Source organism: Bacillus cereus group sp. N14 (assembly GCF_016483555.1).
Taxonomy (GTDB): Bacteria; Bacillota; Bacilli; order Bacillales; family Bacillaceae_G; genus Bacillus_A; species Bacillus_A wiedmannii.
In genome coordinates this window covers 209,639-231,709 of sequence record NZ_JAEHBQ010000001.1, presented here as the reverse complement: position 1 = coordinate 231,709, position 22,071 = coordinate 209,639, and the positions used below count along the sequence as shown (strand labels likewise).

Below are 22,071 nucleotides of genomic sequence, written 5' to 3'. Positions count from 1 at the left end.
AAGACCAGCCGTTATCTAGGCTGGTCTTATTCTCTTTCGTTGTATGAGAAGAGACAAAGAAAATGAAAAATGAAGAGAAAACCGCATGCATAAAATCCCCTTCAAAGGAAATACTTTACACTGTACAGCAACTCCCGATAGGAGGGAACACTTTGACGAGAAACAAAGTAGAAATTTGCGGTGTTGATACAGCTAAACTTCCCGTACTAAAAAATGATGAAATGCGTAAATTATTTCGTGAAATGCAAAGTGGAGAGATAAGCGCAAGAGAGAAATTAGTGAATGGAAACTTACGTCTTGTACTGAGCGTCATCCAAAGATTTAATAACAGAGGAGAATATGTTGACGATTTATTTCAAGTTGGTTGCATCGGACTTATGAAATCCATTGATAACTTTGATTTAGGCCAAAATGTAAAATTTTCAACGTATGCTGTGCCGATGATTATTGGGGAAATACGCAGATATTTGCGTGATAATAATCCGATTCGCGTATCTCGATCATTACGAGATATTGCGTATAAAGCGTTACAAGTAAGAGAGAAATTGATTGCAGAAAATTCAAAAGAACCAACAGCAATGGATATTGCAAAAGTGCTTGAAGTGACTCATGAAGAAATTGTTTTTGCATTAGATGCGATTCAAGATCCAGTTTCATTATTTGAACCGATTTATAACGATGGGGGAGATCCTATCTTTGTTATGGATCAGTTAAGTGATGAAAAACAAAAGGACGAGCAGTGGGTTGAAGAGTTAGCACTGAAAGAAGGGATGAAGCGTTTAAATGATCGTGAGAAAATGATTATTCGAAAACGTTTCTTTCAAGGAAAGACACAAATGGAAGTTGCAGAAGAAATTGGGATTTCTCAAGCACAAGTGTCACGTTTAGAGAAATCAGCTATTAAACAAATGAATAAGACGATTCAAGGATAAGGTTTCACCATTTATGGTGAAACCTTTTTATATGTAATATAGTTTGTCTTCGCTCATAGTAGGGAAGCTGTGTTCATATAATGAAAATAATATGGGATTAGTAGAGGGTGCTTCCTGTTAATTTGAGAAACAGTGTTTTTTCAATTCGTCATATATAAGGGAGAGGATGAAAATGATAAGAATTTCGGAGTTGCAGATGAAAGAGATAATAAATGTTTCAGATGGAAAAAGGCTTGGGAATATTGGAGATATTGAAATTGATATGAACACAGGGAAGATCGGGTCTATTATTATTTCCAAACAGGCACGTATGTTAGGGATCTTTGGGAAGGATGTAGAAATTGTAATTCCTTGGGAGGAAATTATGAAAATTGGGGAAGATGTCATACTTGTTAGAGTAAATCCTGTTAATTCTGTAACAGAATCAATACAAACACCGACAATTTCATAAAGAATATTACAAATTCCTCTTTTTTTTCTGTTGGCATTATGAAAAAATAAAAGTATGGTAAAATAGACAGGAAGTACCATGCTTTTTTATGTTATTTTAATTAAAAGGAGTCACTTTATGAGACAACCATTTAAATATGTGGACGGTATACTGTATTTACAAGCGTGGAAAGAACTTGGAAACATTACTGCTGGATTTACGACAAAAGATGGTGGGGTAAGTACGGGCTCCTATCATGCGATGAATTTAGGATTACATGTGAATGATATCGTGGAGAACGTTCATGAAAACAGACGCATTTTAGCAAATAAGTTACAAAAACCATTAGAAAACTGGATTTGCTCTGAACAAGTTCATGATCATCATGTTGAAAAAGTAGGACAACAGGAAAAAGGAAGTGGCGTCTATTCATATGAAGACGGCATTTCAAAAACAGATGGCATTTATACGACTAATAATGATGTTCTTCTAACATCATGTTACGCGGATTGTGTTCCACTCTATTTTTATGCACCATCACATGGTATGATAGGACTTGCGCATGCTGGATGGAAAGGGACTGTAAAAGAGATTGCAAAGGAAATGATTCAAAAATGGAATGCAGAAGGGATTTCAAGTGATGAAATTCATGTTGCAATTGGACCAGCAATTGGATCTTGTTGTTACGTTGTTGATGATCGAGTGTTAACAGCAGCAGAGCAAGTAGTAAACGGCTCTGTCCCTTATAAAAAAATTTCTGATGGGCAGTACGCAATTAATTTAAAAGAAATTAATCGTATATTATGTGTACAATCAGGCATAAAAGAAGAGAATATTGTAATGTCATCTCTTTGTACAAGCTGTGAAGAACAACTATTTTTCTCTCATCGTCGTGATCAAGGTAAGACAGGAAGAATGTTGAGTTTCATAGGTTTTAAGGAGGAAGAAAGCAAGTGACAGTACAAAAAAATTTAACAACTGTAAATGAAGCAATTAAACAATCTTGCGTACGAGCGGGACGTTCGTTGCAAGATATTAAACTCGTTGCGGTTACAAAAACGGTAGGAATTGAAAAAACAAACGAAGTAATTGAAGCTGGAATTATCGATTTAGGTGAAAATAGAAATGAAAGTTTCTTACAGAAGTACGAACATTTCGGTTCAAAAGTGAATTGGCATTTTATTGGATCATTACAAACGAGAAAAGTAAAAGAAATCATTAATGAAATTGATTATTTACATTCGTTAGATCGTCTTTCACTTGCAAAAGAAATTCAAAAACGTGCTGATAAGAAAGTGAAATGTTTTATTCAAGTGAAAACATCATCTGAAGAATCAAAGCAAGGATTGGCAATAGAAGAAACCGTTTCTTTTATTCAAAGTTTGCAAGAATTGGATAAGATTGAAGTGGTGGGACTAATGACAATGGCTCCGTTTACAGAAGAAGAGGAAGAAATCAGACGCTGTTTTAAGGAGTTGTGTATGCTACAAACAGAGGTGCAGGAGCTAGAATTATTACATGCGCCATGTAAAGAATTATCAATGGGAATGTCTAATGATTACACGATTGCAATTGAAGAAGGTGCTACATATATTCGTTTGGGGACGATTTTAGTAGGAAAAGCGTAAAAGGAAGGAGAATCTTATTATGAGTTGGTCAAAAGTAAAATACTTCTTTTTTGATACACCGGAAGAAAAAGAAGCAGCTCAATATAGTTATGAAAAGGAGCAAACAGACATGAAGAAGCAGCAAGATCCGCCAGAACAACAAGATGTTGCGTTTCCAAAAGCGCAACCGAAACAAAATGTTGTGAGCATTGAAACGGCAAAGCAATCTTCAAAAGTTGTTTTATTAGAACCACGCACATATTCGGAAGCACAAGGGATTTCGGACCATTTAAAAGGTAGACGAGCTGTTGTGATTAATTTACAACGAATGTCTACTGATCAAGCTGTACGTATCGTTGACTTTTTAAGTGGTACTGTATACGCTATAGGCGGGGACATTCAAAAAATAGGACCGAAAACATTTATGTGTACCCCTGAAAATGTAGATATTGTTGGTGCAATTTCAGAGTTATTCGGTGAAGAAGAAGACACAAATATAAAGAGGTGGTAATACGCCATGGTAACAGTTTTAAACGTTTTAATTACTGCTATCGAGATCTACTCGTGGGCACTTATTATTTACATTCTTCTATCATGGTTCCCTGGTGCAAAAGAATCAACTTTTGGAGAAATTCTTGCGCGTATTTGTGAACCGTATTTAGAACCATTTCGCAGATTTATTCCGCCGCTTGGTATGATTGATATCTCTCCACTCGTTGCGATTTTCACGTTAAAGCTTGCTACGAATGGTTTAATAAGTATATTCAACTATTTCTTATAGTAAGAGGTTAAATACATGAGCATCTATGAACATTTCAGACCCGATGAAGAGGTCTTTGTGGATAAGGTGTTAGAGTGGAAGCGAGCAGCGGAGTACCATCAAGTGAAGTTAACAGACTTCCTTGATCCAAGACAACAACAAATTGTCACTATGGTAATAGGACAAGGGGATGTTGCTGTACAGTTTGATGGTGCAACGCCTCATGCAGAGCGTAAGAGAGCACTCATTTATCCGGACTATCTAGTAGTGAATGAAGAGGAATTTCAAGTAGAAGTATTGGAAATTGACTATCCTTCCAAGTTTTATACGCTAGAACATAGGCAAATATTAGGTACATTTATGTCTCTTGGTTTAACGAGAGAAAAATGTGGTGATATTTTGCTTCAAGAAGATCGTGCCCAAATTGTAGTCGCGAAAGAAGTTGTATCTTATATTGAGATGAACTTACAATCTATAGGGAAAGTGAAAGTCTCCTTATCACCAGTGCAAGGAGAAAAAATTCTACAGATGCAAGAAACGTGGGGAGAGAAATCTGGAACGGTTTCTTCACTTCGTTTAGATGTTATGTTAGCTGAAATGTTACATATATCCAGACAAAAAGTACAACCTTTCATAAAAAATGGTTTAGTAAAAGTTAATTGGAAAACAGTGGAGCAAACTTCTTATGAATGTTATCCAGGAGATGTTTTTTCAGTGAGAGGATATGGACGAAGTAAATTGTTTTCTGTAGAAGGTAGAACAAAGCGCGACAAATGGAGAATTTTGTATGGTATACTAAAATGATTGGTTTTTTAGAAGGAAATCCTCCTATTTTGTCGAAGAAAAGATATAATTGAAATAGGAAATTTAGATAACTACTTGGAGGTGGCGTTGTGCCGTTAACACCATTAGATATTCATAACAAAGAATTTGGTCGCGGATTCCGTGGCTATGATGAAGATCAAGTAAATGAGTTTCTTGATCAAATTATCAAAGATTATGAATTAGTCATTCGTGAGAAAAAAGCTTTAGAAGAAAAAGTTGCGCAATTAGAAGGGAAGTTAGATCATTTCTCTAATATTGAAGATACGTTAAACAAATCTATCATCGTTGCACAAGAAGCAGCGGAAGAAGTAAAACGTAATGCGCAAAAAGAAGCAAAATTAATCGTACGTGAAGCTGAAAAGAATGCAGACCGTATTATTAACGAAGCGTTAGTAAAATCAAGAAAAGTTGCCTTTGATATTGAAGAGCTAAAGAAACAAGCGAAAGTATTCCGCACTCGTTTCCGTATGTTATTAGAAACACAGCTTGAAATGTTAAACAACGATGATTGGGATAAACTAATTGAGTTAGAAGACGAAGTAGATGAACTGTTGAAAAAAGAAGAAACAGTGTAAGCTTGACGTTTTTCTCATTATTACATATAATTTTAAACAACATATTTATTAAGAAAAACGAAGATAGGGATAAGTACCTTTTTCATACCTTATATAGCGAACTGAGGATGGTGTAAGCTCAGGATAAGGAGATAATGGGAATATCACCCTGGAGTTCCGCGCTGAACAAATAGAGTAAGCGTAGGCGTATATTCGCGTTAAGAATATAAAGAGGATTGTATACATACGTATAGGATCTACTAGGGTGGTACCGCGGGAGACTTTCTCGTCCCTTTTTGGGATGAGAAGGTCTCTTTTCTATTCCGTTTTTTAAGTGTTTCTTTTATACATGTAAGGAGGAATTGAGCATGGAGTACAAAAATACATTACTAATGCCAAAAACAGAGTTCCCAATGCGTGGGAATTTACCAAAACGTGAGCCTGCAATGCAAGAACAGTGGGCTGAAATGAATATTTATGAAAAGGTACAAGAACATACGAAAGGTCGTCCTTTATTTGTACTGCATGATGGACCTCCATATGCGAATGGTGACATTCATATGGGACATGCATTAAATAAAGTGCTAAAAGACTTTATTGTTCGTTATAAATCAATGACAGGTTACTGCGCACCATATGTACCGGGTTGGGATACACACGGTTTACCAATTGAGCAAGCTTTAACAAATAAAGGTGTAAAGCGTAAAGAAATGACAGTTGCTGAGTTCCGTAAGTTATGTGCAGAGTATGCATATGAACAAGTAGAACGTCAACGTGAACAATTTAAGCGTTTAGGTGTACGTGCAGATTGGGATAACCCATATATTACTTTAGAGCCGGCTTATGAAGCGCAACAAATTAAAGTGTTCGGTGATATGGCGAAAAAAGGTTATATTTATAAAGGACAAAAACCAGTTTACTGGTCTCCAACGAGTGAATCAGCTTTAGCAGAAGCTGAAATTGAATACCAAGATAAAAAATCAGCATCTATTTACGTAGCATTCCCTGTAAAAGATGGAAAGAACGTATTAGAAGGTGATGAGAAATTTATTATCTGGACAACAACACCTTGGACGTTACCTGCAAACTTAGGTATTTCTGTTCACCCAGAACTTGAATACGCTATTGTAAAAGTAAATGATGAAAAATATATTATTGCTTCTGAACTATTTGAGACAGTTGCAAAAACGTTAGAGTGGGAAAATGCTGAAGTTGTGAAAACGGTAAAAGGTAGCGAACTTGAGTATACAGTTGCAAAACATCCATTCTACGATCGTGATTCATTAGTTATGCTAGGAGATCACGTAACAACAGATGCAGGTACAGGTTGTGTTCATACAGCACCAGGACACGGGGAAGATGACTTCGTTGTTGGTAAAAAGTATGGATTAGAAGTACTTTGCCCAGTTGATGATAAAGGTGTATTAACAAATGAAGCACCTGGATTTGAAGGCTTATTCTATGATAAAGCTAACAAGCCAATTACAGAAAAATTAGAAGAAGTAGGCGCGTTACTGAAACTAACGTTCATTACGCATTCATACCCGCATGATTGGAGAACGAAAAAACCAATTATTTTCCGTGCAACAGCACAGTGGTTTGCATCTATTGAAGCGTTCCGTAAAGAATTATTAGAAGCTGTTGCGGAAACAAAATGGGTACCAGCATGGGGAGAAACTCGTCTTCATAATATGGTTCGTGACCGTGGTGACTGGTGTATTTCTCGTCAGCGTGCATGGGGTGTGCCAATCCCTGTATTCTATGCAGAGAATGGTGATCCAATTATTACAGATGAAACAATTAACCATGTAGCAGATTTATTCCGTGAGCACGGTTCTAACGTATGGTTTGAGCGTGAAGCGAAAGATCTATTACCAGAAGGATTTACACATACAGGTAGCCCAAATGGTGAATTCCGTAAAGAAACAGACATCATGGATGTATGGTTCGATTCAGGTTCTTCTCACCAAGCAGTATTAGAAGAGCGCGAAGACTTACAACGTCCAGCTGATTTATATTTAGAAGGATCTGACCAGTATCGTGGTTGGTTTAACTCTTCATTATCAACAGCAGTTGCTGTAACAGGTAAAGCTCCATATAAAGGCGTACTAAGCCATGGTTTCGTATTAGATGGTGAAGGACGTAAAATGAGTAAGTCGATTGGAAACATCGTCGTACCGAAGAAGATTATGGATCAATTAGGTGGAGATATTTTACGCTTATGGGTATCTTCTGTTGACTATCAATCTGATGTACGTATTTCAGATGATATTTTAAAACAAGTAGCAGAAGTGTATCGTAAAATCCGTAACACATTCCGTTTCTTATTAGGAAACTTAGATGACTTTAAGCCAAGTGAAAATACAGTAGCTGTAGCTGAACTTCGTGAAGTAGATCGTTACATGTTAGTGAAATTAAATGACTTAATTACAAAAGTAAAAGAAGCATATGAAACATACGACTTCGCTGCTGTGTATCATGCAATTCATAACTTCTGTACAATTGATTTAAGTTCATTCTACTTAGACTTTGCGAAAGACATTTTATACATTGAAGGTGCAAACCATGAAGATCGTCGTGCAATTCAAACTGTATTATATGATGTTCTTGTTGCATTGACGAAACTTGTAACACCAATCTTACCGCATACAGCTGATGAAGTATGGCCATACATTCCGGGTGTAACAGAAGAAAGTGTACAATTAACTAATATGCCAGAAGCTGTACAATTAGATGGTGCGGAAGCATTAAAAACAAAATGGGATGCATTTATGACGCTGCGTGATGATGTATTAAAAGCGTTAGAAGTAGCTCGTAATGAGAAAGTAATCGGTAAGTCATTAAATGCAAGTATTACGCTATATCCGACTGTAGAAATGAAAACTATGTTAGAGTCTATTAGCGAAGACTTAAAGCAATTATTCATCGTTTCTGAGTATAAACTTGGTGGTATGATGGAAGAAGCGCCAGCAGATGCGCCGAAGTATGAGCATACAGCGGTTGTTGTTGCTCAAGCAACTGGTGAAACATGTGAACGTTGTTGGGTAGTTTCAGAAACAATTGGTAAAGACGCTGAACATGAAACATTATGTGAGCGTTGTGCAACAGTTGTTAAAGAAAACTATGTAAAATAATAAAAAAACTGACTGTGCGTAAGTACAGTCAGTTTTTTTGTTGATGATATATTAAAATAACTTTCACTCTCTTTCCTATGAAGGAAAAATGTGTGTGAGGTAAGCATAGAAATTTCGGACACACTAATCGTACATTGCAGCTAGGAGGAATGTACACGTGAATGAAATGTATATGGAAATCAAAGAAGAATTGCAATTGATGCGAAAAGAGTTACAAGAGAGGCTAGCTAAAGAGGTCATGCACAAATATGATACAGAGTTTAGCGAAGAGCTTGGATATGAAATTAAGGAAGAGATAAAGAAAAAACTCCTATTACATGATATAAAAGAGGACTTAAAAGATGTAGAACGTGCATTATTTAAAATGGAAATAGATATGTATGGTATTTGTGAAGAAACGGGGAGAGCAATTTCGGTAAAACAAATGAAGACGATGCCGACTGCCCGTACCATTCATGAATTTTTCTATGAAAAAGTAAATGTATGAATGCGCACAACGATATTATATTACCTTTTTTTAATTTATTTTATTCTTCTATAAAGGTTCATTGTGAAAAGGTTGCAGCTATGCTAAAATTTTGAGGTACACTGTCTTTGTGGGGGAAATGAAAATGATATATTATGTAATAGCGTTATTTGTCATTGCCATCGATCAAATATCGAAATGGCTAATTGTAAAGAACATGGAATTGGGTACGAGCATTCCGATTATCGATAATGTATTATACATAACATCACATCGAAATAGAGGAGCTGCCTGGGGGATTTTAGAAAATAAAATGTGGTTTTTCTACATTATTACAGTCGTTTTTGTAGTATTTATCGTAATTTATATGCAAAAATATGCGAAAACAGACAAACTTCTAGGGATTTCATTAGGTCTAATACTAGGCGGAGCAATTGGTAATTTCATTGATCGTGTATTTAGACAAGAAGTAGTGGATTTCATTCACGTGTATATTTTCTCGTACAACTATCCAGTATTCAATATAGCTGATTCAGCATTATGTATTGGTGTTGTATTAATTATTATTCAAACATTATTAGAAGGCAAGAAAACGAAGGAGTAATTGAATGAGTGAAGTAGTACAAGTAACAGTTGCAGAAGAACAAAAAAGTGAGCGAATTGATAAATTCGTTGCAGAAATAAACAGTGAATGGTCACGTTCACAAGTACAACAATGGATTAAAGATGATGTCGTTACAGTTAATGGAAAATCGGTAAAAGTGAATTATAAAGTTAAAGAAAACGATGAAATTACAGTAACGATTCCTGATCCAGAAGAGTTAGATATCCAAGCAGAAGATATGGGCTTAGAAATTTATTATGAAGATGCAGATGTACTCGTTGTAAATAAGCCACGTGGTATGGTTGTACATCCAGCTCCAGGGCATACAAGCGGTACGCTTGTAAACGGACTTATGCACCATTGTACAGACCTGTCAGGTATTAACGGTGTAATGCGTCCTGGTATCGTGCATCGTATTGATAAAGATACATCTGGACTATTAATGGTTGCTAAAAATGATGTGGCGCATGAGTCACTTGTAAATCAACTTGTAGCAAAAACAGTAACAAGACGTTACAAAGCGATTGTACACGGTGTGATTCCGCATGATAAAGGAACGATCGATGCGCCAATTGGTCGCGATAAGAAAGAACGTCAAAGCATGACAGTTGATGAAAATGGTAAGAATGCTGTTACACACTTCCAGGTGTTAGAACGCTTTAAAGATTTTACACTTGTAGAATGTCGCTTAGAAACGGGACGTACGCACCAAATTCGTGTTCATATGAAATACATTGGCTATCCACTTGCAGGAGATCCGAAGTATGGTCCGAAGAAAACATTAGACATGAATGGACAAGCACTTCACGCAGGTATTTTAGGGTTTGACCATCCTCGTACTGGTGAATATATTCAGTTTGAGGCACCGATTCCAGAAGTGTTTGAAGACGCATTAAATATTTTACGGAAATAGTATTGACAAATCATAAGAAAACTGAGATACTGACAACAGTTAAATAATGATCCTTTAACACAGCCCCGTGAGGTTGAGAAGGTAACGGTTTGAAATACATAGGGTATGCTGTACCCTTTTTTCAAAAGTCCTCTCGCACACGCTGAGAGGACTTTTTTTATACCATTACTCTCACGCAAGAAAAAAGCTTGGAGGTGTAGAGCATGCAAGAGAAAGCTGTCGTTTTAGATGACCAAATGATTCGCCGCGCTTTAACACGAATTAGTCATGAAATCGTGGAACGAAATAAAGGTGTCGATAATTGTGTTCTTGTCGGAATTAAAACTCGTGGAATTTTTATTGCACAACGTTTGGCAGAACGAATTGGTCAAATTGAAGGAAAAGAAATGGAAGTTGGAGAGCTAGATATTACGTTATATCGTGATGATCTAACACTACAATCGAAAAATGAAGAACCACTTGTAAAAGGTTCTGATATCCCTGTAGATATTACGAAGAAAAAAGTTATCCTTGTGGATGATGTATTATATACAGGAAGAACAGTTCGAGCGGCAATGGATGCTCTTATGGATTTAGGTAGACCATCACAAATCCAACTGGCGGTTCTTGTTGATAGAGGTCATCGTGAACTACCAATTCGCGCTGATTATGTAGGAAAGAACATTCCAACATCAAGTGAAGAGCGTATCGAAGTTGATTTGCAAGAGACAGATCAACAAGATCGAGTAAGCATATACGATAAGTAAAGCCCTTTTAAATGTAGTCCTGTGAGGCTGCCAAAGGGTCTTGGCTTTCATATGTCAAATTTGGCATACGAAAGTGTAGGACTCTTTGTGCACAGGCACAAAGAGTTTTTTTATTGCAAAGATTTAAACTGAAGGAGGATGTAACAATGGAACAAAAGCCAGTGTTAGACGTTAATGAAGTACCGAAACCGGGAAAATGGTTATTTTTAAGTATACAACATTTGTTCGCGATGTTTGGATCAACAGTGCTTGTTCCGTTTTTAACAGGATTGAATCCGTCAGTAGCATTAATATCAAGTGGATTAGGAACGCTAGCGTTTCTTCTTATAACGAAAGGTCAAGTACCTGCCTATCTAGGATCATCATTCGCCTTTATCGCACCGATTATAACAGCGAAAACAGCAGGTGGACCTGGAGCAGCAATGCTCGGTGGTTTGTTTGCAGGACTTGTGTACATCTTAATCTCACTCGGAATTAAGAAGTCAGGATCAGAGTGGATTATGAAATTACTTCCGCCAATCGTAGTTGGTCCAGTCGTAATGGTAATCGGTCTAGCTTTAGCACATACAGCAGTTAACATGGCGATGAACGGTGCGGATGGCAAATATAGCTTTACACACTTTTCAGTAGCATTAGTAACATTAGCAATTACAATTATCTGCTCTATATTCGGAAGAGGGTTTTTCAGTATCATACCAGTGTTACTGGGCATTATCGGCGGATATATCTTCGCTTACTTCCAAGGGCTAGTAAACTTAAAGCCGGTAGCTGAGGCAAAATGGTTTGTTGTACCAGATTTCACAGTACCATTTGTAACATATACTCCGGAGTTTTCGTGGAAGATTGTACTCTTGATGGTACCAGTTGCACTAGTAACAATTTCAGAACATATCGGACATCAAATTGTACTTGGAAACGTTATTAAAAGAGATTTAATTGAAAAACCAGGTTTACATCGCTCAATCTTCGGTGATGGAATAGCAACATTGATTGCATCACTAATAGGTGGACCACCGAATACAACGTATGGTGAAAATATCGGTGTGCTAGCAATTACGAGAGCTTACAGCGTATACTTATTCATCGGATCAGCAGTATTCGCAATCATGTTTGGTTTTATCGGTAAGATTTCCGCGCTGATTCACTCCATACCAACACCGGTTATGGGTGGAGTATCAATCTTACTATTCGGTGTAATCGCATCAAGCGGATTACGCATGATGGTAGATGATAAAACAGACCTAAGTGACAAACGAAACTTAATGATTGCATCAGTAATACTAGTAATCGGTATTGGTGGAGCGGTACTTCATGTAGGAGAATCGTTCCAAGTAGAAGGAATGGCACTAGCAGCAATTGTAGGTGTACTGTTAAATCTACTACTACCGGAAACGAAACAAATAAAACAATCTAAGCAGATTGCTTCATAATAACAACCTTTTAATTCAGTCCTGTGAGACCGGAAAGGGTGGCTTCTTCCTTGCACCCTAGTCTCACATGACTAGGGTATTTTTATACGAAAGTTGTTATAAAAATACAAAAGTGGTAACATAAAAATCAGAAAGATGAGGGATGACGATGAGCCATTTGTTAACGATGAGTGAATTATCGGAAGTAGAAATTTCAGAAATTCTAAAAGACGCAGAAGATTTCGCGAATGGAAAAGAGAGCAAAACGACAGAGCAAACTTTTGTTGCGAACTTGTTCTTTGAGAATAGTACGAGAACGAGATTTAGCTTTGAAGTTGCTGAGAAGAGATTAGGACTTGAAGTTTTAAACTTTTCAGCGGATGCATCTAGCGTACAAAAAGGAGAAACTTTATACGATACGGTAAGAACACTAGAATCAATCGGAACAAAAGCGGTGATCGTCCGCCATGAGCAAGATCGCTACTTCGATGAACTAAAAGAACAGGTAAATATCCCAATCTTAAACGCTGGAGATGGATGTGGAAACCATCCAACGCAGTGCCTACTCGATCTTCTTACAATTAAACAAGAGTTTGGAAGATTTGAAGGATTAAAGATTGCGATAGTAGGAGATGTTCGTCATAGCCGAGTAGCACGTTCTAATGCAGAAGCATTAACGAAACTGGGTGCAACAATTTACTTTGCAAGTCCAGAAGAGTGGAAAGATGAAGACAGCACGTTTGGAACATACAAACCATTAGATGAACTTGTTCCAGAAGTGGATGTAATGATGTTACTTCGTGTACAACATGAGCGTCATGATCATTATGAAACAGACATTATGAAAGAGTATCATGAGAAACACGGATTAACAGTGGAAAGAGAAAAGCGTATGAAAGAAGGAAGCATTATTATGCATCCAGCTCCTGTAAACCGTGATGTTGAAATTGCAAGTGAACTTGTTGAGTGTGAGCGTTCACGCATATTTAAACAAATGGAAAATGGAGTTTACGTAAGAATGGCTGTACTAAAACGCGCCTTACCAAATGTATTAGGAGGAATGAAACATGAATTACTTGTTTAAAAATGGTCGTTATATGAATGAAGAAGGAAAAATCGTAGCAACAGATCTTCTCGTACAAGACGGTAAAATCGCTAAGGTAGCAGAAAATATTACGGCAGATAATGCTGAAGTAATCGATGTGAACGGAAAGTTAATCGCACCTGGATTAGTAGATGTACACGTACATCTTCGTGAACCAGGTGGTGAACATAAAGAAACAATTGAAACAGGTACACTAGCAGCGGCAAAAGGTGGGTTCACTACAATTTGTGCAATGCCAAATACACGCCCAGTACCAGATTGCAGAGAACATATGGAAGACTTGCAAAATCGTATTAAAGAAAAAGCGCATGTCAACGTACTACCATACGGAGCAATTACAGTACGCCAAGCTGGTTCTGAAATGACAGATTTCGAAACATTAAAAGAACTTGGAGCATTTGCTTTCACTGATGACGGTGTAGGCGTACAAGATGCTAGCATGATGTTAGCTGCTATGAAGCGTGCAGCGAAATTAAATATGGCAGTAGTTGCACATTGTGAAGAGAATACTCTTATTAATAAAGGTTGTGTACATGAAGGGAAGTTTTCTGAGAAACACGGATTAAACGGTATCCCATCAGTATGTGAATCTGTACATATTGCAAGGGATATACTGCTTGCTGAAGCGGCAAATTGTCACTATCACGTATGTCACGTAAGTACGAAAGGTTCTGTACGCGTAATTCGAGATGCGAAACGCGCTGGAATTAAAGTAACAGCAGAAGTAACACCTCATCACTTAGTGTTATGTGAAGATGATATCCCATCAGCTGATCCTAACTTTAAAATGAACCCACCGCTTCGTGGGAAAGAAGATCACGCAGCACTAATTGAAGGTTTATTAGATGGAACAATCGATATGATCGCAACTGACCATGCACCGCATACAGCGGAAGAGAAAGCGCAAGGAATTGAAAGAGCACCATTCGGAATTACTGGTTTTGAAACAGCATTCCCACTTCTATACACAAACCTTGTGAAAAAGGGAATTATTACATTAGAGCAGTTAATTCAATTCTTAACAGAAAAACCAGCTGATACATTCGGCTTAGAAGCAGGTCGCCTGAAAGAAGGTAGAACAGCTGATATTACAATCATTGATTTAGAACAAGAAGAAGAGATTGACCCAACAACATTCTTATCAAAAGGAAAAAATACACCATTCGCAGGTTGGAAATGCCAAGGATGGCCGGTAATGACAATCGTTGGTGGTAAGATCGCATGGCAAAAGGAGAGTGCATTAGTATGAAAAGACAACTTATCTTAGAAGATGGAACAGTATTAATTGGAAAAGGTTTCGGAGGAGAAATCGAAAAGTCAGGTGAGGTTGTATTTACAACAGGAATGACTGGATATCAAGAAACATTATCTGATCCATCATATTGCGGTCAAATTGTAACATTCACGTACCCATTAATCGGAAACTACGGCATCAACCGTGACGATTTTGAATCGATTCACCCATCTGTAAATGGTTTAATCGTAAACGAAATTTGTGATCATCCATCAAACTTCCGTAATGAAATTTCGTTAAATGATTACTTAAAAGAAAGAAATATCCCAGGGTTAGCAGGAATTGATACAAGAAAATTAACGAGAAAAATTCGTCAATACGGTACATTACGTGGACGTCTATGTAACATGGATGCAGATGTAGAATACATCGTGAGCCAATTAAAAGCGACAGTATTTACAGATCACGTGAAACGCGTATCAACGAAAGATCCATACCCAAGCCCAGGCCGTGGACACCGAGTTGTACTTGTAGACTTCGGAATGAAACATGGTATTTTACGAGAATTAAATAAACGTGACTGTGATGTAATTGTAGTACCTTACAATACAACAGCAGAAGAAATTTTACGTCTTAGCCCAGATGGAATTATGTTAAGTAACGGACCTGGAGATCCAAAAGATGTACCAGAAGCAATTGAAATGTTAAAAGACATTATCGGTAAAGTTCCTTTATTCGGAATTTGCTTAGGACATCAACTATTCGCTCTAGCATCTGGTGCGAATACAAGTAAGTTAAAATTCGGTCACCGTGGTTTAAACCATCCGGTAAAACATCTTGCAACTGGAAAAGTAGCAATTACATCTCAAAATCATGGTTACGCAGTAGAAGAAGAATCAGTTAAAAATACAGAACTTGAAATTACACATGTTGCTTTAAATGATGGAACAGTAGAAGGTCTTCGTCATACGAAGTTCCCAGCATTTACAGTACAATACCATCCAGAAGCTTCTGCAGGACCAGAAGATGCAAACGATTTGTTCGAAGATTTCTTAGCAATGATTGAAAACTTCAAGAAAGAAGGGGAAGAGTTATGCCAAAACGCCTAGACATTAACACAATTTTAGTAATCGGATCAGGACCAATTGTAATTGGGCAAGCAGCAGAGTTTGACTACTCTGGTACACAAGCTTGTCAATCTCTTAGAGAAGAAGGTTACAAAGTAATCCTTGTTAACTCTAACCCAGCAACAATTATGACAGATACTGCAACGGCAGATAAAGTATATATAGAACCATTAACACTAGAATTCGTAAGCCGTATCATTCGTAAAGAACGTCCAGATGCAATCTTACCAACATTAGGTGGTCAAACAGGCCTGAATATGGCTGTTGAACTTGCGAAATCAGGCATACTTGAAGAGTGCGGAGTTGAAATTTTAGGAACAAAATTATCAGCAATCGAGCAAGCGGAGGATCGTGATCTATTCCGTACCTTAATGCAGGAATTAAATGAACCAATTCCATCTAGTACTATTATTCATACGCTAGAAGAAGCACATGAATTTGTAAAAGAAATTGGATATCCAGTTATTGTTCGCCCGGCATTTACGATGGGGGGAACAGGTGGCGGAATCTGTAGTAATGAAGAAGAACTAATTGAAATCGTATCAGGTGGATTAAAACATAGTCCGGTAACACAATGTTTATTAGAAAAGAGCATTGCTGGTTGTAAGGAAATTGAATATGAAGTAATGCGTGATTCAAATGATAACGCGATTGTAGTATGTAATATGGAAAATATCGATCCAGTTGGGGTTCATACAGGTGATTCTATCGTTGTAGCACCGAGCCAAACATTAAGTGACCGTGAATATCAAATGTTACGAAACACTTCATTACGAATTATTCGTGCATTAGGAATTGAAGGTGGATGTAACGTTCAGCTTGCACTTGATCCACATAGCTTCCAATACTATGTAATCGAAGTAAACCCGCGTGTAAGTCGTTCATCTGCACTAGCATCTAAAGCAACTGGATATCCAATTGCGAAGCTAGCGGCAAAAATTGCAGTCGGTTTAACATTAGATGAAATTATAAACCCAGTAACACAAAAAACATACGCTTGTTTCGAACCAGCATTAGACTATGTTGTTTCAAAAATTCCGCGCTGGCCATTTGATAAGTTTGAATCAGCAAACAGAACACTGGGTACACAAATGAAGGCAACTGGTGAAGTTATGTCAATCGGACGTAATTTAGAGCAATCATTATTAAAAGCGATTCGTTCTTTAGAACTTGGTGTTTATCACTTAGAGTTAGAGCATTTAAAAGAGCTTGATAAAGAGACAATGAAAAAACGCATTATAAAAGCTGATGATGAGCGACTGTTTATTGTAGCGGAAGCAATTCGTCAAGGTGTAACGAAAGAAGAAATCAACGATTGGTGTGAAATGGACTTCTTCTTCTTACAAAAAGTTGAAAATATCGTAAACATGGAACGCGAAGTAAAAGCAAATGTAGGAAATATGGAAGTATTACAATCAGCGAAAGAAATGGGATTCAGTGACCATTACATCGCCAATGCTTGGAACAAAACAGAGCGTGAAATTTACGACATGCGTAAAGAAAGCAATATAACTCCTGTTTATAAAATGGTAGATACTTGTGCTGCAGAGTTTGAATCTGCAACACCATACTACTACAGCACATATGGTGATGAGAATGAATCGGTTAGAACAGATCGTAAGAGTGTAGTAGTTCTAGGATCTGGTCCAATCCGTATCGGTCAAGGTGTTGAGTTTGACTATGCAACAGTTCACTCTGTATGGGCAATTAAAGAAGCTGGATATGAGGCAATTATTGTTAATAACAATCCAGAAACAGTTTCAACAGACTTCAGTATTTCTGACAAATTATACTTTGAACCATTAACAATCGAAGATGTAATGCACATTATCGATTTAGAAAAACCAGAAGGTGTTATCGTCCAATTCGGTGGACAAACGGCAATTAACTTAGCTGCTAAATTAGAGGCTCACGGTGTGAAAATCTTAGGAACATCACTTGAAGATTTAGACCGTGCAGAAGATCGTGATAAGTTTGAAGCAGCTCTAACACAGCTTGGTATCCCGCAACCAGTTGGTAAAACAGCAACGACTGTAGAGCAAGCAGTAGCAATCGCTGACAAAATTGGTTACCCAGTATTAGTAAGACCATCTTACGTACTAGGTGGACGCGCGATGGAAATCGTATATCGTCAAGAAGAACTGCTGCACTACATGAAAAATGCGGTTAAAGTTCACGCAGATCACCCAGTATTAATCGATCGTTACATGGTTGGTAAAGAAATTGAAGTAGATGCAATTTCAGACGGTGAGAATGTATTCATTCCAGGTATTATGGAACATATTGAACGCGCTGGAGTTCACTCTGGTGACTCAATCGGAGTATATCCACCGCAAAGCTTATCTGCAAAACTGAAAGAACAAATTATTGAACATACAATTGCACTTGGAAAAGGTTTAAACATTGTTGGATTACTAAACATTCAGTTTGTAGTATTCAAAGATGAAGTGTATGTAATTGAAGTAAATCCACGTGCGAGCCGTACAGTACCATTCTTAAGTAAAATTACAGGTGTACCGATGGCGAATGTTGCAACGAAAGTTATTTTAGGGCAAGACCTAGTAGAGCAAGGATATGGAACGGGTTATCACCCAGAAGAGAAAGAAGTATATGTAAAAGCTCCGGTATTCTCATTTGCGAAACTACGTTCAGTTGATACAACATTAGGACCTGAAATGAAATCAACAGGGGAAGTAATGGGTAAAGACTTAACACTTGAAAAAGCATTATACAAAGGGTTAGTTGCTTCAGGAATTAACATCCCAACGCACGGATCAGTAATCATCACTGTAGCGGATAAAGATAAAGAAGAAGCAATGGAAATTGCAAAACGTTTCCACGAAATCGGCTATAACTTATTAGCAACAGCTGGAACAGCACAGTCGTTAGCAGAGCAAAACATTCCAGTGCAAGTTGTAAATAAAATTGATTCTGAAGAATACAACTTACTTGATATTATCCGTCAAGGAAAAGCACAGTTTGTAATCAATACATTAACAAAAGGCAAACAACCAGCGCGTGATGGTTTCCGCATTCGCCGTGAATCAGTAGAAAATGGTGTGGCTTGCTTAACATCACTTGATACAACGAGAGCAATCTTACGAGTACTAGAATCTATGACATTCTCAGCTCATTCAATGAAAGAAATTACGCAAACGAAGCGTCACGAGGTGGTACATGCATGATGCAAAAGCAAAATATGATCGTCGTTAACCAAAAAGAAATCGCAAAAAACATTTACGAATTAGTGCTTCAAGGGGATCTAGTGCAGCAAATGAACGATCCAGGGCAGTTTGTACACATTAAGGTAGCAGAGGGCATTACGCCCCTTCTGCGCCGCCCAATTAGTATTTGTAATGTCGATCAAGAGAAGAACGAATTTACAATGCTATATCGTGCGGAAGGACAAGGAACAAAAACATTAGCGAAAAGAAAACAAGGCGAACTTGTAGATGTGTTAGGACCACTTGGACATGGTTTTCCTGTAGAAGAAGCGGAAGCTGGACAAACGGCTCTATTAGTTGGAGGGGGAATTGGTGTACCACCACTATATGAATTGTCACAGCGTCTTGTAGCAAAGGGAGTACGCGTTATTCACATCTTAGGTTTCCAAACGAAAGATGTTGTCTTCTATGAAGAGAAATTCGCAGAGCTTGGTGATACGTATGTTGCAACAGTTGATGGTACGCATGGTACAGAAGGCTTTGTAACAGATGTAATTGATAGCTATGGAATCGACTTTGACATTCTATACTCATGTGGACCTTTAGCGATGCTTCGTGCATTAGAAGGACGCTATAAAGAGAGAAAAGCCTATATTTCATTAGAAGAGCGTATGGGCTGTGGCATTGGAGCATGTTTCGCATGTGTATGCCATTTACAAGCAGATCCGAGTGGACATTCTTACAAGAAGGTGTGTAGCGACGGACCAGTATTTCCAATCGGGGAGGTTGTACTATGAACAGATTGCAAGTTGAATTACCAGGGTTATCATTAAAAAATCCAATCATCCCAGCATCTGGTTGCTTCGGATTTGGTCGTGAGTATGCACAGTTCTATGATTTAAGTGTACTTGGATCAATTATGATTAAAGCGACAACAGAACAGCCTCGTTACGGAAACCCAACGCCTCGTGTTGCGGAAACACCAGGCGGAATGCTAAATGCAATCGGGCTTCAAAATCCTGGATTAGAAAAGGTAATGAATTCTGAATTACCTTTTCTCGAGCAATTTGATCTTCCGATTATTGCAAATGTTGCTGGCTCACAAGCTGAGGATTATGTAGCAGTTGCGAAGGAAATTTCAAAGGCACCTAATGTTCATGCGCTAGAATTAAATATTTCTTGTCCAAACGTAAAAACGGGTGGTATCGCTTTTGGTACGAATCCTGAAATTGCTGCTGATTTAACGAAGCGAGTAAAAGAGGTTTCTGAAGTACCGGTATATGTGAAATTGTCACCGAACGTGGCAAACATTGTGGAGATTGCAAAAGCAATTGAAAATGCGGGTGCGGACGGTTTAACGATGATTAATACATTGCTTGGTATGCGTCTAGATTTAAAAACAGCTAAACCAATTTTAGCAAACCGTACAGGCGGATTATCAGGTCCTGCGATTAAGCCAGTAGCAATTCGTATGGTACATGAAGTAAGCCAAGCGGTTAACATTCCGATTATCGGAATGGGTGGTATTGAAACTGCGGAAGATGTAATTGAATTCTTCTATGCTGGCGCAAGCGCGGTTGCAGTTGGAACAGCGAACTTTATCGATCCATTCGTATGTCCGACAATTATTGAAGAATTACCAGCATTACTAGATGAATTAGGATTTGATCACATTTCGGAATGTCAAGGAAGGAGCTGGAAGCAAACATGTCACAGTCGTTAATCGTTGCACTAGATTTTCCAGGGAAACAAGATGTAGAACAATTCTTACACCACTTTGAAGGGGAAGAGTTATTTGTCAAAGTTGGTATGGAGTTATTCTACAAAGAAGGACCTGCGATTATTACGTACTTAAAAGAAAAAGGGCATAAGATCTTCCTAGATTTAAAACTTCATGATATTCCGAATACAGTAAAAAGCGCTATGCGTAGCCTAGCTAGTCTAGATGTTGATATGGTAAATGTTCATGCTGCTGGGGGAAGCAGTATGATGAAAGCTGCGATTGAGGGATTAGAGGAAGGTAAGCAAGAAGGAAAAGAGAGACCGATTTGTATTGCAGTTACACAACTAACAAGCACTTCGGAAGCTATGATGAAAAAAGAGATTGGCATTGAGAAAACGTTAGAAGAAGCGGTTGCTCATTATGCAAAACTAACGAAAGAAAGTGGACTTGATGGTGTTGTTTGTTCAACACTTGAAGTTCCGAAATTACGTGAAGTATGCGGAAATGAATTTGTAACAGTAACACCGGGGATTCGTCTTGCAAGCGATGATGTAAATGACCAGGTGCGCGTAGCAACACCGAAACGTGCGAGGGAACTTGGCTCAAGCTACATCGTAGTTGGACGTAGTATTACAAAAGCGGAAAATCCGCTTGAAGCGTATAAAACAGTAAAACAACAGTGGGAAGGTGTATCAGTATGAAAAAAGAAATCGCATCGCATTTATTAGAAATTGGAGCAGTATTTTTACAACCGAATGATCCATTCACTTGGTCTTCAGGTATGAAATCACCAATTTATTGTGATAATCGTTTAACTTTATCTTATCCAAAAGTACGTCAAGCGATTGCAGCTGGATTAGAAGAGTTAATTAAAGAGCACTTCCCAACTGTAGAAGTTATTGCAGGAACAGCAACGGCTGGTATTGCGCACGCTGCATGGGTAAGCGATCGTATGGATTTACCAATGTGCTACGTACGTAGTAAAGCAAAAGGTCACGGTAAAGGGAACCAAATTGAAGGAAAAGCTGAAAAAGGTCAAAAAGTAGTAGTAGTAGAAGACTTAATTTCAACTGGCGGTAGTGCAATTACATGTGTAGAAGCACTTCGCGAAGCTGGATGTGAAGTATTAGGAATCGTATCAATCTTCACATACGAGCTAGAAGCAGGAAAAGAAAAACTAGAAGCAGCTAACGTAGCATCATACTCTTTAAGCGACTACAGTGCATTAACTGAAGTAGCAGCAGAAAAAGGTATGATCGGACAAGCTGAAACGAAAAAATTACAAGAGTGGCGTAAAAATCCAGCAAACGAAGCTTGGATCACAGCGTAACACGAAAA

Annotated in this window: 22 protein-coding genes and 1 other annotated feature; all 22 genes read left to right on the top strand. The window is 37.9% G+C overall.

The genetic code is table 11. The annotated features are described in order from the left end of the window. Positions 1-152 precede the first annotated feature (152 nt). Positions 153-932: an RNA polymerase sporulation sigma factor SigG gene (gene sigG, locus JDS82_RS01110; RefSeq protein ID WP_000197753.1), complete on the top strand. Its 780-nt coding sequence runs from the start codon at positions 153-155 to the stop codon at positions 930-932. 172 nt (positions 933-1,104) lie between these two features. Further along, entirely contained in the window at positions 1,105-1,383 is a 279-nt protein-coding gene (locus tag JDS82_RS01105) for a YlmC/YmxH family sporulation protein (protein WP_000619414.1), read from the top strand. Between the two features lie 117 nt (positions 1,384-1,500). Continuing rightward, complete coding sequence (gene pgeF / locus JDS82_RS01100) at positions 1,501-2,319, top strand: peptidoglycan editing factor PgeF (RefSeq protein ID WP_001249694.1); 819 nt, start codon at positions 1,501-1,503, stop codon at positions 2,317-2,319. Then, a complete protein-coding gene (locus JDS82_RS01095; protein ID WP_000218035.1) occupies positions 2,316-2,990 on the top strand; it encodes a YggS family pyridoxal phosphate-dependent enzyme in 675 nt (224 codons plus the stop codon). The genes pgeF and JDS82_RS01095 overlap by 4 nt, the downstream gene beginning before the upstream one ends. 19 nt (positions 2,991-3,009) lie before the next feature. Further along, positions 3,010-3,480, top strand: a complete 471-nt coding sequence (locus tag JDS82_RS01090) for a cell division protein SepF (protein WP_000119131.1) — start codon at positions 3,010-3,012, stop codon at positions 3,478-3,480. 6 nt (positions 3,481-3,486) lie between these two features. Beyond that, a complete protein-coding gene (locus tag JDS82_RS01085) occupies positions 3,487-3,750 on the top strand; it encodes a YggT family protein (RefSeq protein WP_000259082.1) in 264 nt (87 codons plus the stop codon). Positions 3,751-3,765: 15 nt separating this feature from the next. Then, positions 3,766-4,533, top strand: coding sequence for a YlmH family RNA-binding protein (locus JDS82_RS01080; protein ID WP_000029706.1), 768 nt, complete (start codon positions 3,766-3,768; stop codon positions 4,531-4,533). Positions 4,534-4,622: 89 nt separating this feature from the next. Continuing rightward, the gene (divIVA, locus tag JDS82_RS01075) at positions 4,623-5,129 is read left to right on the top strand and encodes a septum site-determining protein DivIVA (RefSeq protein WP_001131609.1); all 507 of its coding nucleotides are present in this window, start codon (positions 4,623-4,625) and stop codon (positions 5,127-5,129) included. A 51-nt stretch (positions 5,130-5,180) separates the two neighbouring features. Further along, positions 5,181-5,405 (top strand) — a binding site (T-box leader). Positions 5,406-5,476: 71 nt separating this feature from the next. Next, entirely contained in the window at positions 5,477-8,242 is a 2,766-nt protein-coding gene (ileS2, locus tag JDS82_RS01070) for an isoleucine--tRNA ligase (RefSeq protein ID WP_000455964.1), read from the top strand. Positions 8,243-8,399: 157 nt separating this feature from the next. Further along, positions 8,400-8,729 (top strand): TraR/DksA C4-type zinc finger protein, encoded by a 330-nt coding sequence (locus tag JDS82_RS01065; protein WP_001004658.1) that lies wholly within the window; start codon positions 8,400-8,402, stop codon positions 8,727-8,729. 124 nt (positions 8,730-8,853) lie between these two features. Then, a complete protein-coding gene (gene lspA, locus JDS82_RS01060) occupies positions 8,854-9,312 on the top strand; it encodes a lipoprotein signal peptidase LspA (RefSeq protein ID WP_000642186.1) in 459 nt (152 codons plus the stop codon). 4 nt (positions 9,313-9,316) lie between these two features. Beyond that, positions 9,317-10,225, top strand: a complete 909-nt coding sequence (locus JDS82_RS01055) for an RluA family pseudouridine synthase (RefSeq protein WP_000005846.1) — start codon at positions 9,317-9,319, stop codon at positions 10,223-10,225. Positions 10,226-10,428: 203 nt separating this feature from the next. Further along, complete coding sequence (pyrR, locus tag JDS82_RS01050; RefSeq protein ID WP_001156490.1) at positions 10,429-10,971, top strand: bifunctional pyrimidine operon transcriptional regulator/uracil phosphoribosyltransferase; 543 nt, start codon at positions 10,429-10,431, stop codon at positions 10,969-10,971. A 146-nt stretch (positions 10,972-11,117) separates the two neighbouring features. Further along, entirely contained in the window at positions 11,118-12,401 is a 1,284-nt protein-coding gene (gene uraA, locus JDS82_RS01045) for a uracil permease (protein ID WP_000435919.1), read from the top strand. Positions 12,402-12,549: 148 nt separating this feature from the next. Further along, on the top strand, positions 12,550-13,464 hold the full coding sequence (gene pyrB, locus JDS82_RS01040; protein ID WP_048565657.1) for an aspartate carbamoyltransferase: 915 nt from the start codon (positions 12,550-12,552) through the stop codon (positions 13,462-13,464). Continuing rightward, a complete protein-coding gene (gene pyrC, locus JDS82_RS01035; RefSeq protein ID WP_001108381.1) occupies positions 13,448-14,734 on the top strand; it encodes a dihydroorotase in 1,287 nt (428 codons plus the stop codon). The genes pyrB and pyrC overlap by 17 nt, the downstream gene beginning before the upstream one ends. Beyond that, on the top strand, positions 14,731-15,828 hold the full coding sequence (locus JDS82_RS01030) for a carbamoyl phosphate synthase small subunit (protein WP_000828668.1): 1,098 nt from the start codon (positions 14,731-14,733) through the stop codon (positions 15,826-15,828). Before pyrC ends, JDS82_RS01030 begins: the two co-directional genes overlap by 4 nt. Continuing rightward, positions 15,813-19,031 carry a carbamoyl-phosphate synthase large subunit gene (carB, locus tag JDS82_RS01025; RefSeq protein ID WP_001126133.1) on the top strand — a complete coding sequence of 1,073 codons (3,219 nt, stop codon included), beginning with the start codon at positions 15,813-15,815 and terminating at the stop codon, positions 19,029-19,031. The genes JDS82_RS01030 and carB overlap by 16 nt, the downstream gene beginning before the upstream one ends. After that, complete coding sequence (gene pyrK / locus JDS82_RS01020; protein ID WP_000983347.1) at positions 19,028-19,807, top strand: dihydroorotate oxidase B electron transfer subunit; 780 nt, start codon at positions 19,028-19,030, stop codon at positions 19,805-19,807. Before carB ends, pyrK begins: the two co-directional genes overlap by 4 nt. Next, positions 19,804-20,733, top strand: coding sequence for a dihydroorotate oxidase B catalytic subunit (pyrD, locus tag JDS82_RS01015; RefSeq protein ID WP_001081053.1), 930 nt, complete (start codon positions 19,804-19,806; stop codon positions 20,731-20,733). Before pyrK ends, pyrD begins: the two co-directional genes overlap by 4 nt. Continuing rightward, positions 20,718-21,434: an orotidine-5'-phosphate decarboxylase gene (gene pyrF, locus JDS82_RS01010; protein ID WP_000083487.1), complete on the top strand. Its 717-nt coding sequence runs from the start codon at positions 20,718-20,720 to the stop codon at positions 21,432-21,434. Before pyrD ends, pyrF begins: the two co-directional genes overlap by 16 nt. After that, positions 21,431-22,063 (top strand): orotate phosphoribosyltransferase, encoded by a 633-nt coding sequence (gene pyrE, locus JDS82_RS01005; protein ID WP_000711449.1) that lies wholly within the window; start codon positions 21,431-21,433, stop codon positions 22,061-22,063. The genes pyrF and pyrE overlap by 4 nt, the downstream gene beginning before the upstream one ends. Positions 22,064-22,071 lie beyond the last annotated feature (8 nt).